A 16391-nucleotide genomic window follows, 5' to 3' on the forward strand; every position below is an offset into this window, starting at 1 on the left:
GTTTCCTCCCTAAAGGTACCTTCCAATTATTCCGTTTCCTTTTGGTTTTTATTCTTTGGCAACACTTCATATCTGCTTTCTTTTTTCCGGTTTTCTTTTGAAAAATATTCAGCGAAGCCTGAAAGGATTTTTAAGGAATGAATTGGAAAAGAGACTGAAAACAAGTCAAAAATATAACAAGTACGGGAAATTCAAGTCTCTGCCGTATAAGAGCAATCACATGGATTTTAATATTGTCAATGAAATAAAACTAAGCTATTCAAGAAAAGGCAACTCTGAGAAATTAATAAGCTGTTCACTTGATGCTGTTGATGTATTCCGTCAATACTTTGACCTTGAAGAAATAGATTACAGACAATCATTTTTTGCACTATATCTAAATCAGGCAAACAAAGTTTTAGGGATAAAGAAAATATCCGAATCAGGTATTTCTTCAACAATAGTTGATGTAAGAATCATCATGCAAGCAGCCCTTTTGTGCAATGCAACTGCGATAATTTTAGCACATAATCACCCGTCTGGTAATTTAAAACCCTCTTCAGAAGACTTGAAAATTACTCAGAGCATAAAAAGTGCATCAGAATTTTTAAATATCAAATTACTGGATCATTGCATTTTGACCTCAACAGATTACTTATCATTTGCCGATGACGGTCATCTATAAATCAAAAGTATCATTACTTAAAGCAAGCGATAATTTACTATTATCGCTTATTTACGTATCGGCGAAAAGACAATTCCTTCCTTTGGTCGAAAACGTCTTTTCGCAAATTGTTAGAGTAACCCTATTGAAAAAAAATCTAGGTTAATTTTTTTCAAAAAGGTTACGATTAGTTTCTCTGGCTATTTCTTATAGCTTTGAATGGCAAACAATAAAAGGCTATTTCTGATGAAATAGCCTAAGTATATTACATTTTACATAAAATCTATCTACAATGCCCCCGTACTTTGAGGATTAAATTGAAAATTGACTTGCTGCTTATTCCCCATATTATCTGAGATCCAAATATCAAAACTTTGAGATACCGTGGATTCAGAAGTATAATACAACCTAAATTCCTTCTCAGTTAAAGGATAGAAATCATTTGGAACAAAAGGTGGATCATTAATTAATCTGAGATTACCCGCTCCATCGGATTGAAAATATCGTATCGAATAGGCAGTTCCGGCATAATTTCCAGCGGATATAATACGACATCGGATTTCTACTGTTTCACCTTTAGCGACGTACTTCTGAACTGGCATCACCTCTACCTCAAATGGAAAACTCTGTTGAATTTCTAAATCATCATTCTGACATGAATGTAATATAAAACCCACGACGAATAGCAGTAAGCCATACCTGAACAGTATCTTAAATGTATGATCAATTATATTTTTCATTTTATATTATTTTAAAAATTATATCTTATTCCAAAACCGAATAGGGAGTGAATCTGCCCCTGCTGACTGTTCTTTAAAAAGCGCAGCTGCCCATTGATCAGAAAAACCCAATGTCTCGTCAGATAACTTTCAAAAGAAAGCTTACCACCAACTCCATAAATGAAGTTATCTGTTGAGTCAAGCATTGAACCATCATCAATCACTTTATTACCTCTATTTACCTGTTCATAACCAGCCAGACCTCCAATTCCAAGATTAAGATTGACATTTCGCATAAAGTCTCCCCACAAGTAAAAACTGTAACCTCCGTTGAACAGGAACATCTCTATCGGGATTTCGTAGTTGGTATATTCATAATACTTTCTACCATATTCTGCCAATCCAAAAAAGTAACTGCCATTTCGTACGTAAGAAATTATCCCAACGTTTAAAGCATAATTTTGCTTTTTGGGGGATTGCGGAAATACTGAATAAGAAAATTCAACACCTTTTTGCTTTGGAATCATTTGCTGGGCAAATGTTTTAATACTTGCTGTAAGCATAAAAATTACTGTTAAAAATATTTTATACATCTTATTTCGTTTTTATGTTTAAACTGTTAATGAGCCTTGCATGAATCAGGTCTTTATTTTCAAGCTGCACTTTCTGATGTCTTCCCCAATTCTTTTCCAGAATTTCGATTTCCAAAACCTGATCCTTTAGGAGGGTAAACTGATTTAATAGATAAATTCCTAACATGTTCGAATGATCGGAAGCCGTCATTGTAGGACAATACACACGAATCGGTTCTAATAGCTTATCCTGAACAACCGTACGTTTTAAGTTTTTCTTGTCAACAATCTTGAAGTTGACCCATTCAATAGTATACGCCACATTACTGGAGTTTTCAATCTCCAAGGTGAAATAAAACTTGTTATCATTGACATATAATGCCCTGACTGAGAATTGAATTCCATAGTTTTTGGAGACAATATGCTTAATAGTTCTATTGTTTTTCCGGTAAAGATTTTCCATAATAAGCTCTGTCACCGTAGATGAGCTTCCTTTAAGATCTTCAAATAAAACATCTGTTGAATATTGTCGTTCGATATCTCTCTGCAGTTTTAATAAATCATAACTGAGTACTGCCGGATAAGCACTGTAAGATGCATCAAAACTGTAAAATTTTCCGTCCTCAGTAATGACTGAAAAATTAGTTTCTTCTTCGAAATCTCTTACTGCGGACTTAACCCGGAGAACATTTCCAATAGGTTCTGCCTTATTGGCAACCAAGAGATCGCTTCCAAGATCAACATATCGAATAGGTGAGGGAAATAAGAGATGTGATGTTTTATTATAGGTAACCTCCATTCTGAATGGGATCAATCGTGCTTGCTCTAAAGGAAGATAAGAAGCAAAGGAATCCTGAGCAAATGACCTGCTGCTTATGATGAGCAGGAGTAGAATTCCAAAAGTATAATGGTTCTTTAGTGTGTTCATTTTTTATTAATTTAATTAGTTATTCTTTGGCACAAGTAAAATCTGATGACCCGCCTTTACCGTTACCTTCTGTTGTCTGACTTTTTTCTGAAAATAACCGGACACCCCTTGTACCACTCCCCTGCTTAGGTCCGATGCAATCTGCTGCCCGGCTGATTGGGTCATCATAATATTCGTTCCTGAAGTCTGACTCATATTCGCTACCATGTCATTGACTGCATTTTGCTCAGGTGAATAAGGAACATTCAGCCCTGGCTGGCCATCATTGTCATATACGTTAATTTCCACAGGATAAATGTTGCCTCCATATTCAATTGAACTCACTTTCAGCTGAAGTCTTCCCCCTTGAAATTTACCTGTGCCGATAAGCACTGTGCCTGATGGAATATCTATCCGACCCAACTGCATACCTTCTGAAAGCATGATTGATAATGAACTTTCATTCACTAATGTTTTGGTTTCAGAAACAATGCCCTTTATCACATTCTTAGATTGACTTGATTTTTTTTTATCACTCGGTATGTCAAAAAATCTACTATGATTCAACCCTAGAATAAAAGCGCTGTCAGATGGTTCTCTGTACAACGATGAAACTATTCTGGAATGAGCAGCTTTCACTGCGGTAAGCTTAACCTTCTTTTCATTTGATAGCTTTGTTTCTTCTTTTTCTTTTGGTATAGTCTCTTCTTTCGAAGCGGAAGGAAGGTATTTAGCTGCCATCTGGTAGGATTTTTCCATTAATTCCAACTGATCGTTGATTCCGAGGCCTGCAGGAACAGAATTATTCTGTATCGCATCCTTTTTTAATCTGGAAATTTCCTTTCTTAAATCATTGACTTCCTGATTATCCTGCTGATAGAAAGAACCTAAGGTCTGTTGTGCATTTCGATAACTGTTTACCGCATTCTGGTCTGAACGTGATAAATCACCTGATTTATTGGCAGATAAGGATGTTCCGGAATTTTGATTAACATCACTTTCATCTGTCCAATAATCAGATAATGTAGTGAGGGCATTTTTCTTTTCTTCATTTTTTTGTTCCAAAAGTTGCTGCTCGTAAGCTTTCTGCTTGTCCGACTGCAACTGACCGTCTTTTGCCTGGGGAATTGCAGCATTAAGACCTTCCTCTGCAACAATCGTATTATTTGTTTTTGGTTTAAAAATCAGATATAAACAAACCATGCATAATAAAGCCATTAAACAATAGATCATTGGCTTTTTAAGGTGCTCCCATTTTGCTTTGGGATGATCTCCTACTCCATTATCATTCTGAGGTAGGTCATCTTCTGTAATTTTTATTTTTTCAAAATCTTTCATCCTTCTACTTCTTAATTAATGAGTTAATCTTATCAGCTTGTAATGTATCCTCCGTTTGAGGGCTCCTAGAAATTCCATCAATATGATTGATCGATATTTCGTTATTCCTCTGACTTGTCGATATGCAGATGCTAACAATTACCAGTAAAGTGAGCAAAGTATATCCTCCGAAAAAAAGCTTGGTTAATAATCTTTGTCGCTTAACAGGAAGAATTTTCCAACGGTTATCTGCTTGCAAGGCGTAATATTCTATTTTATCTCTTATTCTTTTCATAAGGTGACTTTTAGCGTTCAACGGTTTCAATATCTTTGTTTTCAAGGACGTTGAATTTCTCAATGGTAAATCCCTGAGGATTGCTGTCAGATCTTACGGAATTAACCAATGAACAGCTTGTAATCAGCCTTCTTATGGTAAGGTTGCTTGATCTGATGATAAATTGTCTGGCGTATGTTTTTACGGTATATGGATAACTGTCAAAGTCTGCAGCTAAGCTGTCTACCTCTACTCTCTGTTGGATATTCCCCGAAATAATTCTATTATAATATCCCTTTTCCTGAAGGTCTTTATAGTAATTAAATGCAGATTGATCAGCAAGATTGAACGCTCTTTTGACATTGCTTTCAATAGCATTTTTATCAGGTGCTACCGTAAAAAACAGTTCGTGAAATCTTCTGACATGCTCTCTGGCTTCAACAGGCCTGTTGATCGACATATCCTGAGAAAGTGCCACCATCAGAGACTTACCATTATCCAATACATAAATCTTCTGGCGCTGCTCTTCGGCAAACTGATATGATTTAAATACAACAACTCCTACAACTCCAAAACACAGGACGATAAAAACCAGCGTAAACAGACGGATCTGCTTAAAACTACTCTCAATATTCTTTAATGATTTAAATTCCATAGTACTGTACTTTTATTTTAATAACCTTCCTGAAATATTACCTGTTGCTGAGCCTGCTGCCGCTCCCGCAATATTTCCTGACTTTGAGGCGGTCTGATTGACATTGCGCATGAAGTTTCCTGCCCCTCCAGCTTGTATAACCCATCCCGTAACCGTAGGTACGGTGAAGTATCCTATGATTCCGATCACCATATAAATGATGTAAACCGTATTGGAAGTGTCAGGAATAAAGCTGGGATCTGCCAGCATTTCAATATCCCGCTCCAAAATGAGTGACTGTATTTTGGCCAGTATAGAACTGAAAATGTCAGCAACAGGAAGCCAGAGATAAACACTGATGTATCTTGTCAGCCATTGGGTTAAAGTGGTCTGAAAGCCATCCCAGACTGAAATTGCAAAAGCAATGGGACCTAATATGGAAAGTACAATCAGAAAAAATGTCCTTATCGTATCAATGACCAACGCGGCTGCCTGAAAAAGAATTTCCAGAAATTCTCTGAAACCGTCCCTTATGTCTTTCTTGATGGCGAACATTTCTCTTTCGATATACATCCCGGACATGGTGACCAGATCAGAAGGTGACCATCCCAGTTCTTCCAGCTTTTTATCAAACTCTTCATTGGAGATCAGATAAGCCATCTCCGGATTTCTAAGCATGGCTTCTCTCTCCAGAAGGTCTTTTTTCTGTTGTAATTCATTCAAATCCAAAACCTGATTTTCTAACATCGAATGACTTCCCTGAACAATAGGGCTTAGAACTCCATTGATACTTCCCAACACCAAGGTTGAAAAAAACATGATACAGATCCCTATGGCAAATGGCCGCAGCATCGGAAACAGATCAATGGGCTCAGCACGGCTTAAGGACTGCCAGACTTTGATGGCTACATAAAACAAGGCTCCTAAACCCGCAACACCTTTTGCTACTGCTGCCATATCAGCACACAAAGGCATCATTTCCTCATATACCGATCGTAGAACTTCATGTAAATTCGTAGGCTCCATATTACCAGTATTTTTGGTTAGAGGTTCCGTAAAGATTTAACACCCTTTGGGTGTTGTTCTGCTTTTTAGCTCTCAGATAGCTCACTGAAATATTTTTGTTGGTATAGTATCTTACCAGATTATGGTATTCCTTGACCTCTTTGTAAACCCGATCAATGACATCCATTCTTTCTTTATCGTTTAAAGAAAGACCATTAGAGGTAATAATTTCCTTCAGTTCTTTAAGCAGTTCAGTGCTCTCAGTGAGTAAAGCAGAATACCCATTGGCTATGGAAGATAATTCCTGTGCATTAAAATTCGGGTCATTCAGCATTTTACCGAAATTATTGACATACATCTCGGAAACATCCCCTACAAGCAAAACAGTCTGCTGCACTTTTCTGGCATCTTTTACCAAATTGTTGATGGCTTTCAGCTTATCATAATATTCCTTGCCTTGATCGTAAACTTTCTTTACTTCATTAAAGTTTTTTACGACGTTCGATACCGTTGATGAAGTCTGCACAATTTCATTGGCAGAGTTTAAAATACCAGATGCAAGATTAGCAGGATCGGTAACGACAAATTGTGCTTTTGCAAAGGTGAAGGTAGCGAAGAATGCTACCACTACTATTTTAATGATTAAATTTTTCATGGGTGTAAATAGGTGTTGATTAATTGTCTTTGGTTGATTTAATTTTCTTTAGAGAAATCCTCTTAATCGCATGCTCTACATTGCCATCAAGTTCTGATGCAAGATTCATCACTTCCATCTTTTCCGTCTCTTCGGTGGTGTACGCAAGATATTCCTCAGTTGACACTTCAGTGGCATAGACCGCAGAGTGCGTTCCACCTAATCCGATCCAAACCTCTTTGTACAGTCGCTTCGGATCATTGTTCATATTGATCGATAATACCTGAGATTTTTCTTTATCCGTTAGTCCGAGCATTGCCTGAATGTCATCAAACTTATTCATGTATTTACGCTGATCCAGCAGGATCTTACAATCTGAATTATTAATGATGCTTTCCTTCACAATAGGTGACTGAATAATGTCATCAACTTCCTGAGTCACTACAATGGCTTCTCCGAAAAACTTTCTTACGGTTTTGAATAGGTATTTGATATACTCTGCCATACCCTCTTTGGCAATTGCCTTCCAGGCTTCTTCAATAAGGATCAGTTTTCTAATTCCTTTCAATCTTCTCATCTTGTTGATAAAGACTTCCATAATGATGATGGTCACAATGGGAAACAGAATCTTATGATCTTTAATGGCATCGATTTCAAAAACAATAAAACGCTTGGACAGCAGATCCAGCTGCTTTTCTGAATTGAGCAGGTAATCATATTCCCCACCCCGATAATAAGGCTCCAATACATTGAGAAAGTTGGCAATATCAAAGTCTTTTTCCCTGACCTTTTTCTGCTCCAACACTTTTTGATAATCCTCCTTGACATAATCATAGAATCCATTAAATGAGGGATGCTGCTCCTTGGCTTTAATCATTTCAATATAACCGCTTACGGCATTGGACAATGCTACTTCTTCTGATCGTGTCGGCGGTTCATCATCTCTTTTCCATAAAGTGAGAATCAGTGTTTTAATACTTTCACGTTTTTCGATATCAAAAACTCCATCATCAGTATAAAATGGATTGAAGGCAATTGGATTGTCCTCTGTGTAGGTGAAATACACTCCATCCTCGCCATTTGTTTTCCCTTGGATCAGTTCACACAATCCCTGATAGGAATTTCCTGTATCGACAAGCAGAACATGAGCTCCCTGCTCATAATACTGTCTAACCATATGGTTCGTAAAAAAGGATTTGCCACTTCCTGAAGGTCCAAGGATAAACTTGTTCCTGTTCGTTATGATTCCCTGTTTCATAGGAAGGTCAGAAATATCCAAGTGGATTGGTTTCCCTGTGAGACGGTCTGCCATCTTGATTCCGAAAGGAGAAGGAGAATCCTGATAGTTCGTTTCTTCAGTAAAAAAGCAAAGTGCCGGCTCAATAAATGTATAGAAGCTTTCCTCACTCGGAAAATCACCTGCATTTCCGGGAATTCCTGTCCAGTAAAGAGTGGCTGTATCTGTTGTATTGTGACGGGGCTTACATTCCATCAAAGCTAAGGCACTTCCTGTATCATTCTTCAACTGTTTTAACTCGGCAGGATTGTCAGACCATGACATCACATTAAAATGAGCACGTATCGATTGCAAACCAAAAGAATGTGCTTCATTCAAATACTTTTCAATCCATTCCTTATTGATCTGATTGGCTCTGCTATATCTTGCCAGGGAATGCATATTCCTTGCAGATTTTTCAAACTTAGACAGGTTTTCATCACTGTTATCAATAAACAAATATTGATTATATAGGTGATTACAGCTTAATAACAGCCCGACCGGAGATGCAAAAGACAGCAAACAGTCACTACGGTCCGTACTTAGCTTTTCATATCTGCTGTGAGATGAAACGGTACCAGGCAAATCATCGGTGTCTGACAAGGTATGCATGCTGAGACGGTTGTTGCCGATCCGCATTTCTTCTGAACCCAGCTTAATATCCTGCAATGAAGGATGGGTTTCACGAGATAAAGTGAGATACTGTTCCAGGAGTCCTGACTTTTCAGCAGTCCCTGAAATTTCGTCCTCGATCATTCTTTCCAAATGGATATAACCACTATCATTCATAATACGCTCAAACTGATCGACAGCCTCCAGAAAACGGCTGATTATCTCTTTGTCCTTAATCTCCTTCGGAATCAGCTTGCCTTTACATAAAGATGAAAAATTGCTCTGCATCCGTATTCTTTCCTTGGACGTCTTCGTAATGAACAGGTAACAATAATGATTTAAAAAAGGTCTTTCATTGAAATGCCTTTCAAAAGATTTGGAAAGAAAGCTTTGATCCTCTCTCGAAAGATCAGGATTATAATTTTCCTTGATAAACCAGTCCTGTTTATGAACGACCGTATAGTCGGGAAGCGTTTTAATCGCCTTGAACCATGCTGAATGAATGGCTTCATACTCAGCCGAGGCAATCGTAAATAATTCCGGAAGTCTGACCTTAAAACAAACCGTGATGTCTGCATCTTTTGAAATAATGCAATCATTTTCTATAGCAAGCAGTGGAAATTTACTCTCCAATGTTGCCGATTTGGAAGAATTTCTCATGCAGAAGCTTTTTTACGGTTAGTTTGCAGATAGCGGTATATGCTTTTGCGGCTGATAATGTATTTAGGATGCTTTTTAAGAGCACCCAATTTCATCAGGCCGTGTTCTCCGTATTTTCCATTCAGTGCGAAAGTCTGCCAGATCAAAAGACCACTGCTGGCACCCCCTATGACAAGGCACAAATAAGTATTAACTCCAGCCATATACATGATCATCATGCAGACCAGCAATCCTAACAGACCACCTGCGAAAATAAACAGGTACTGTGCCTTCAACCCTTTGAATTCGACAGTCCGTCCTATTCCTTTATTAATATGATATGTATTCATAATCCAAGATTTTTAAAGGAAGAATGAACGCAGGATGGTAGCAGCTACAATCAGGAATATACACGCACCAAACCAACTGGCAGCCGTTTTACTGGTGTCGGGATCTCCACTGCTGAACTTATTGTAAACCTTGACGCCTCCAATCAATCCGACGACCGCACCAATAGCATAAATTAATTGGGTAGCCGGTTCAAAATAAGAGGTGACCATCTGTGTGGCCTCATTGATTCCGGCACTGCCATTACCTTGTGCAAATACCCCTGTACTTAGGAAAAGTGCCAAACTTGCATACAGCAGTTTTTTTCTCTGTTTTTCCATTTTTTAAATATTTAAATTGGTTAATGAAACCCGCTCCCTGCAGGATTCAATAGCAAATGTGCTTTGGAAAAACCGGCTAATTTTTAAGTGTCTGCAATAGGTATGATTTGGCTTTGGATGACTTTTTTTTCAGTTTTTTGCATAAAAAACCAGACTTTTCAGTCTGATTATACAAATACAAAAAAGGGAGTCTGTTTAAACAAACTCCCCAATATCAAAACCATCCAGTCCTTTATGAAGATGAGAAGAGATTGGCGTCCCATCATTCTGATAATTTTTACTCAATAAATGATCTACTCTTCTTGACGCCTCTCCCAATGATTTTTCTAAAAGATTGAAAAGCTCGGTTCCTTGAATTTTTTGAATAATATAGGCTGCTTCATTTTCAACATCAGGATCCAATACATCCTGTTGGAAAAACTGACTCACAGTATTCAATTCCTGAAAGGTAACCCCTGTGGCAAAACCGCTTTCAACTTCTATTTCCATCTCATCAACCCAGTCCTCTTCCTCTTCTTCCCAGACTTCACTTCTGCTCAATATTTGATCCAAATTTTTCTTCAGATCGTTATTGTCAAATCCTTGACTGTTGGTTTCTGATTCAAAAATAGACACGCCCATTTTATTATTTTCACTCTGGCTTTGATCAGCAAATGATGGCACTGGTTGTCTCTCTTCTTTTTTTGTATCTCCTATAATAGAAGGCAAATTAAACTGAGTATTCTTTTTTTCTTCCTGAACTTTTCTCTGTGATAACTTCTTTTCCAGGAGAAGTAAAACTATAATGATTAATAAACCTATGATGATGAGTTGTTCCATAACTATTCATATTAAAAAATGGGACGGTATTTACTATTGAAATTATCTGTAATTTCTTTTTCAAACATTTCGAAATGATAGGCCAAAATATTATCCAAATACGCATATAAAGGGATTTGGTCATCTGCAATGATTTGGATAATGCGGGAAAGACGTTCATGATATTCTGGACGGATATAGATACTTTTATCCCCACGCTTAGTCATCGTGTGATGGGTTAGAAATTGCTCAACATAAGTAATTTCCTCATTTTTTTTGTTCCTCGATTTCTGCCTTACAATCTGTTTTTCTTTTGGCTGTTCCGATTCAAGGATTGGCGATTCTTTCTTTGTATTACCAGCCATGATGGACATCAGATAGTGTTCATCTATACTATTATCTTCCATCTTCTTTTTTTCATTTTCCATACTCTTATACCTTGATAATTTGTAAAAGCTCTTCCATAAAGTGATCAAACCGGCATAAAGACATTAATTTGGGATCAGCCGGCAGCAGTGTAGAACGAAAAACTGTTTTAGCCTGAACCTCACCCTCTTTACGAAATCTTTTGCTATCAGTAATGGTAGTTTCCATGAGTCGCAATCCCAACTCTTTAATCACTTGGCTATAATTATTATATAAAACACTCTTTTCTCTTCCATCAACCTGATTCCAAAATAGTTGAATACTTTTAATCTCTGTATATTTTTCTTTCATTAAAACATTCATCAGAACATCTGTAAAACTTAAGGTACTTTCCAACACTAGCCGATCTGCTGTAATGGGTGAAAAAATATGATGGACACTCGCTAATGTTTTTAAAATACCGGCAGTATTTACTGTCCCTGGTAGATCTAAAAAAATAAAATCAGGAGCAATATCCAACTCATCTAAATATTTCTCAATCTCTTCCAGGACTGTATCAGCTTTTGATTGAAAAATCGGATAGGCTTTTTTATTAATGGTTGTAAATTGCTGATGAGCCATTTTCTTTAATGCTTCATTTTTCATCACTGTTTTTAAATCCCGTTCACGCATTTGTATCAGACTGTACTGTGGAAAGTCACAGTCGAAGATCGCAACGTTATAGCCTAAACGGTAATGAAGAATACTCGCTATAAGTACTGTAAAAGTACTTTTTCCTACTCCTCCTTTTTGAGTGGAGAAAGCAATAATACATGGTCTTTTTTTTGTGGTCATATTTCCTGATTTTATGTTAAACTTCAATTAACTAATTGTTTACTATTGTACTAAAGTGTAGTGATTGGATGCCATCAGCATCACTGGCTGGCTATCTTGATCGACTTAAAACAACCCATCACTCTATCCAGATTTAGATCAATCAATCAATCAATCAATCAATCAATCAATCAATCAATCAATCAATCCTGAAAGAAAGCTGTATTTCCAGCCCTATATAAGTTCTGACGGGTGTCGTGCCTGCCCTCTTGATTTCAGGCCTGCAGGCTTTCAGGAAACTGAGCAAGACCTTTTGATGGCACTCCGGATAACTTCCCTGTACAAATAACACGTATAAAATTGCTGCTAAAAGGTGATATTCTTTCTTTGGCGTGATATGTCATTGTTTGGCTTTATGATATACAGAGCATTCATTATCAATTGATTGTTACTTTGTAAAAGAAGCCGATGTTGATTTAGAATTAAAGAGACTTTACAATACACTCCTTTGTAATATGCGGTTTCAAGAGATCAAATCCACTATAATCTTAGGAGATATCCTTTCACCCGAAAGGGGCAAGTTGTGTTTTGAGCATCTCGGAATCATTTCCGATGCTAAAAACAACTTGCCCTTGCAGGGAGCAGAAAAACAACCTCCGAAGTCGGTGTTTATATAGTAAAGTAGAAGATTATGAATGATAAAAACAGTAAACAACAGAAAAAGGGAGGGCGACATCCTAAAGTTGATCCTGCCAAGATTAGATATACCATCTCTTTGAATGAAGCGGAGCATTCCCGATTTCTTGAACTTTTTGATCAGTCGGGAATGAAAGTTAAAGCTCATTTTATAACGTCCTGTATCTTTAACAAACCCATAAAAACGATAAAAATTGATAAGGGAAGTTTGGATTTTTATATGCGGCTGACCTCTTTTCATAGCCAGTTTCGTAATGTAGGTGTTAATTACAATCAGATTGTGAAGATTCTTTACAATCATTTTTCTGAAAAAAAAGCAGCATCTTTTCTCTATAAGTTGGAAAAGCAAACGGTAGAAATGATTGAAATTTTTAAAAATGTCATTAAGATTACCGAAGAATTTCATCAAAAAAATCTACAAAATAATAAGGTAGAATGATCGCAAAAATTGGGAGAAGCAACAATCTTTTTGGAGTTTTGTCATACAATAATACCAAGATACAGCAGGAGAAAGGAGAAATTCTTTTGACCAACAAGATGATAGAAACCCTGAATGGACAATATTCTGTGCCACAGTTGATGAAATCATTTGAACCTTACTTGATCGCTAATCAAAAAACTGAAAAGCATACACTGCATATTTCTCTTAATCCCGATCCGGGAGACCATGTTTGTGATCAAAAATATAAAGAAATAGCAGAGCAGTATATGCGTGAGATGGGCTATGGAGAGCAGCCTTTTGTAGTGTTCAAACACACCGACATTGACCGTTCACATATCCACATCGTTTCGGTATGTGTAGATGAAAATGGTAAAAAGATTTCTGATCAGTTTGAAAAAGTAAGGTCGATGAAAATCTGTAGGGATTTGGAAAAAGCATTCGGACTTCAACCCGCAACTGAAAAACAAAGTCAACAAAATGAGAAAATTTTTCGTGCCGTAAATTACAAAAAAGGTGATGTTAAAAGTCAGATTTCTTCTGTCATTCGCCATCTACCGGAATATTATCAATTTCAAACATTGGGAGAATACAATGCATTACTTTCTCTCTATAATATTACTACCGAACAGATAGAAGGTGAATTGCATGGGAAATTGAAAAGGGGTTTATTATATTTTCCATTATCTGATGATGGAAAAAAGACAGGACATCCCCTTAAAGCTTCTTTATTTGGGAAAACAGCCGGGCTTGAAAGCTTACAATTACATTTTGAGAAATGTAAACTTAATCTGAAAAATAATCCTGCACAAAAAATTCTAAAATCTCTTATTCTTAAAACTTTTCAGTCCACAAATAATGAGTCAGATTTTAAAAGAAAATTAGCTCTTCATCATATTGATACTGTCATTCGGAGAAATGAAAAAGGAAGAATCTATGGGGTAACATTCATAGACCATCATTCTAAAACAGTTTGGAATGGATCACGGTTAGGAAAAGAGCTTGCTGCCAATAACTTTAATGATTGTTGGAATAGGAATATCAAGCAAGAGGCAAAAGTTCCGCGAGTATCAAATACCAAACTAGCAACGTCAGATCCTGCTGATATGCCTCTAAAAAAACCACACCATCTGTTTGAATTCTTAACGACAGGTAAACAAGAAGACGACTGGGTTGAGTCACTTGGAGGTCTATTGCCCCAATTACAAGGAGAAGATTACGAAGAACAAATCTTTGTCAACGAAATGATGAAGAAACGCAAACGCCAAAGAAGTCAGAAATAATATATGGCCAAGCAAGGCAACCAAAAGCCAGATACTGCCAGATTACAATAGCAATTTTGTAAAGCCTTTAAATTCATTCCTGAACAGTAAAACATGAAATAATGCAGGGAGAGGATGATTTAAGGGGGCTCGCCAAGATAATGGCATTTATGCGTGCAGTCAGTATTCTTTTGGTACTGATGCATCTTTATTGGTTTTGCTATCGTTTCTTTTTGGAGCGGGGTTGGACATTGGTAATCATCAATAAAATATTAGCAAACTTCGACCGAACGGCAGGTCTGTTTTCGCATCCCCTCTATACCAAAGTATTTGCAGTGGTTTTGCTGGCTTTGAGTTGTTTAGGAACTAAAGGAGTAAAAAATGAAAAGATAACCTGGTCAAAAATTTTCTTGGCAATATTTAGTGGCTTTGTGCTTTTCTTCCTCAATACACCGTTGCTACATCTTTCTCACGAAACAGCAATATTCCTCTACTTCATTACGATCTCATTAGGCTATATTGCCTTATTAATGGCAGGCGTATGGATGACCCGATTGCTCAGTACCCATTTAATGGACGATGTATTCAACAACGAAAATGAGAGTTTCTGGCAGGAAACCAAACTGGTCGAAAATGAGTATTCCATCAATCTCCCTACTCAATTTTATTACAAAGGAAAATGGAATAAGGGATGGATCAATATTGTCAATCCTTTTAGAGCTTCAATTGTGCTGGGTACTCCAGGCTCGGGAAAATCGTACGCTGTTATCAACAATTACATTAAGCAACATATAGAGAAAGGCTTTAGCATGTATATCTACGATTTTAAATTCGACGATCTTTCTTCCATTGCCTATAATCATTTATTGAAGAATAGCGATAAATATAAAGTAAAGCCGAAATTTTACATCATTAATTTTGATGATCCACGAAAAAGCCACCGATGTAATCCGCTAAATCCAAACTTCATGACTGATATTTCTGATGCTTATGAAGCGGCCTATACCATCATGTTGAATCTCAATCGAAGCTGGATACAAAAGCAGGGAGATTTCTTTGTCGAAAGTCCGATTATTCTTTTGGCCGCCATTATCTGGTTTTTAAAAATTTACAAAGAAGGGATCTATTGTACATTTCCGCACGCTATTGAACTGCTGAATAAAAAGTATGAAGATGTATTTACAATACTAACTTCCTATTCAGAGTTGGAAAACTATCTGTCTCCCTTCATGGATGCCTGGCAGGGAGGCGCACAGGATCAACTTCAGGGTCAGATTGCATCTGCAAAAATTCCATTATCGAGAATGATATCTCCACAGCTTTACTGGGTGATGACAGGAGATGATTTCTCTCTGGATATTAACAATCCGGAAGAACCCAAAATATTATGTGTAGGAAATAATCCTGATCGTCAGAATATTTATTCTGCAGCCTTGGGATTGTATAATTCCAGGATTGTAAAGCTTATTAATAAAAAAGGCAGGCTTAAAAGTTCAGTGATCATAGATGAGTTACCTACTATTTATTTTAGGGGGCTTGATAATTTAATCGCAACCGCAAGAAGCAATAAAGTCTCAGTTTGTCTTGGATTCCAGGACTTTTCTCAACTGACCAGAGATTATGGGGATAAAGAAAGTAAGGTTATTCAAAACACCGTTGGAAATATTTTCAGCGGCCAGGTTGTAGGTGAAACCGCAAAAAGTCTTTCGGAGCGTTTCGGAAAAGTACTTCAAAAAAGACAGAGCATGTCGATTAACAGAAATGATACGTCAACGTCAATTTCAACACAATTAGATAATTTAATTCCTGCTTCTAAAATTTCAACCTTAACTCAAGGATTTTTTGTGGGTGCTGTTTCAGATAATTTTGATCAGAGAATAGAACAGAAAATATTTCATTCTGAAATTGTTGTAGATCAAGCAAAACTTTCTGCCGAGTTGAAAGATTATCATCCGATCCCGCAAATTCGTTCTTTTGATGATGAAGATGGTGAAGATCGTATGAAGACAGAAATAAACAAAAATTACAAAAAGGTTAAAACCGATATTCTTAGTATTATCACGGATGAGTTAGAAAGAATTAAAAATGATCCCGATTTACAACACTTAATCCAATAA

Annotated in this window: 18 protein-coding genes; 4 read left to right on the forward strand and 14 right to left on the reverse strand. The window is 36.9% G+C overall.

Translation table 11 applies throughout. The features are described 5' to 3' along the window. Window positions 1-220 precede the first annotated feature (220 nt). Window positions 221-664, forward strand: coding sequence for a JAB domain-containing protein (locus tag MKS83_RS05700; protein WP_240582355.1), 444 nt, complete (start codon window positions 221-223; stop codon window positions 662-664). 266 nt (window positions 665-930) lie between these two features. Here the strand turns inward: MKS83_RS05700 and MKS83_RS05705 are convergent, their stop codons facing one another. The 14 genes from MKS83_RS05705 to MKS83_RS05770 all read right to left on the reverse strand — a co-directional run bounded on the left by MKS83_RS05705 (window position 931) and on the right by MKS83_RS05770 (window position 11898). Continuing rightward, complete coding sequence (locus MKS83_RS05705; protein WP_240582356.1) at window positions 931-1383, reverse strand: DUF3872 domain-containing protein; 453 nt, start codon at window positions 1381-1383, stop codon at window positions 931-933. An 11-nt stretch (window positions 1384-1394) separates the two neighbouring features. Next, window positions 1395-1955 carry a conjugal transfer protein TraO gene (locus MKS83_RS05710; protein WP_240582357.1) on the reverse strand — a complete coding sequence of 187 codons (561 nt, stop codon included), beginning with the start codon at window positions 1953-1955 and terminating at the stop codon, window positions 1395-1397. Window position 1956: 1 nt separating this feature from the next. After that, a complete protein-coding gene (gene traN / locus MKS83_RS05715; RefSeq protein WP_240582358.1) occupies window positions 1957-2862 on the reverse strand; it encodes a conjugative transposon protein TraN in 906 nt (301 codons plus the stop codon). Window positions 2863-2877: 15 nt separating this feature from the next. Further along, window positions 2878-4179: a conjugative transposon protein TraM gene (gene traM / locus MKS83_RS05720; RefSeq protein WP_240582359.1), complete on the reverse strand. Its 1302-nt coding sequence runs from the start codon at window positions 4177-4179 to the stop codon at window positions 2878-2880. Between the two features lie 4 nt (window positions 4180-4183). After that, the gene (locus MKS83_RS05725) at window positions 4184-4453 is read right to left on the reverse strand and encodes a hypothetical protein (RefSeq protein WP_240582360.1); all 270 of its coding nucleotides are present in this window, start codon (window positions 4451-4453) and stop codon (window positions 4184-4186) included. A gap of 10 nt (window positions 4454-4463) precedes the next feature. After that, window positions 4464-5087 carry a conjugative transposon protein TraK gene (gene traK / locus MKS83_RS05730; RefSeq protein WP_240582361.1) on the reverse strand — a complete coding sequence of 208 codons (624 nt, stop codon included), beginning with the start codon at window positions 5085-5087 and terminating at the stop codon, window positions 4464-4466. Between the two features lie 12 nt (window positions 5088-5099). Beyond that, window positions 5100-6092 (reverse strand): conjugative transposon protein TraJ, encoded by a 993-nt coding sequence (gene traJ / locus MKS83_RS05735; protein ID WP_240582362.1) that lies wholly within the window; start codon window positions 6090-6092, stop codon window positions 5100-5102. A 1-nt stretch (window position 6093) separates the two neighbouring features. After that, window positions 6094-6726: a DUF4141 domain-containing protein gene (locus MKS83_RS05740; RefSeq protein ID WP_240582363.1), complete on the reverse strand. Its 633-nt coding sequence runs from the start codon at window positions 6724-6726 to the stop codon at window positions 6094-6096. A gap of 19 nt (window positions 6727-6745) precedes the next feature. Then, window positions 6746-9253, reverse strand: a complete 2508-nt coding sequence (locus tag MKS83_RS05745; protein WP_240582364.1) for a TraG family conjugative transposon ATPase — start codon at window positions 9251-9253, stop codon at window positions 6746-6748. After that, complete coding sequence (locus MKS83_RS05750; protein WP_240582365.1) at window positions 9250-9582, reverse strand: DUF4133 domain-containing protein; 333 nt, start codon at window positions 9580-9582, stop codon at window positions 9250-9252. Before MKS83_RS05750 ends, MKS83_RS05745 begins: the two co-directional genes overlap by 4 nt. A 12-nt stretch (window positions 9583-9594) precedes the next feature. After that, complete coding sequence (locus MKS83_RS05755) at window positions 9595-9900, reverse strand: DUF4134 domain-containing protein (protein WP_076352058.1); 306 nt, start codon at window positions 9898-9900, stop codon at window positions 9595-9597. Window positions 9901-10095: 195 nt separating this feature from the next. Further along, window positions 10096-10719, reverse strand: coding sequence for a hypothetical protein (locus MKS83_RS05760; RefSeq protein ID WP_240582366.1), 624 nt, complete (start codon window positions 10717-10719; stop codon window positions 10096-10098). Between the two features lie 11 nt (window positions 10720-10730). After that, window positions 10731-11126 carry a DUF3408 domain-containing protein gene (locus MKS83_RS05765; RefSeq protein WP_240582367.1) on the reverse strand — a complete coding sequence of 132 codons (396 nt, stop codon included), beginning with the start codon at window positions 11124-11126 and terminating at the stop codon, window positions 10731-10733. Window positions 11127-11130: 4 nt separating this feature from the next. After that, window positions 11131-11898 carry a ParA family protein gene (locus MKS83_RS05770; RefSeq protein ID WP_240582368.1) on the reverse strand — a complete coding sequence of 256 codons (768 nt, stop codon included), beginning with the start codon at window positions 11896-11898 and terminating at the stop codon, window positions 11131-11133. A gap of 670 nt (window positions 11899-12568) precedes the next feature. On the opposite strand from MKS83_RS05770, the gene mobA reads away from it, so the two are divergent. From mobA to mobC, 3 genes are all read left to right on the forward strand, one after another. Next, on the forward strand, window positions 12569-13012 hold the full coding sequence (mobA, locus tag MKS83_RS05775; protein WP_240582369.1) for a conjugal transfer protein MobA: 444 nt from the start codon (window positions 12569-12571) through the stop codon (window positions 13010-13012). Further along, window positions 13009-14295 carry a conjugal transfer protein MobB gene (mobB, locus tag MKS83_RS05780; protein ID WP_240582370.1) on the forward strand — a complete coding sequence of 429 codons (1287 nt, stop codon included), beginning with the start codon at window positions 13009-13011 and terminating at the stop codon, window positions 14293-14295. The genes mobA and mobB overlap by 4 nt, the downstream gene beginning before the upstream one ends. Before the next feature lie 101 nt (window positions 14296-14396). After that, the gene (gene mobC, locus MKS83_RS05785; protein WP_240582371.1) at window positions 14397-16391 is read left to right on the forward strand and encodes a conjugal transfer protein MobC; all 1995 of its coding nucleotides are present in this window, start codon (window positions 14397-14399) and stop codon (window positions 16389-16391) included.

This window comes from Chryseobacterium sp. Y16C (assembly GCF_022488405.1).
Lineage (GTDB): Bacteria > Bacteroidota > Bacteroidia > Flavobacteriales > Weeksellaceae > Chryseobacterium > Chryseobacterium geocarposphaerae.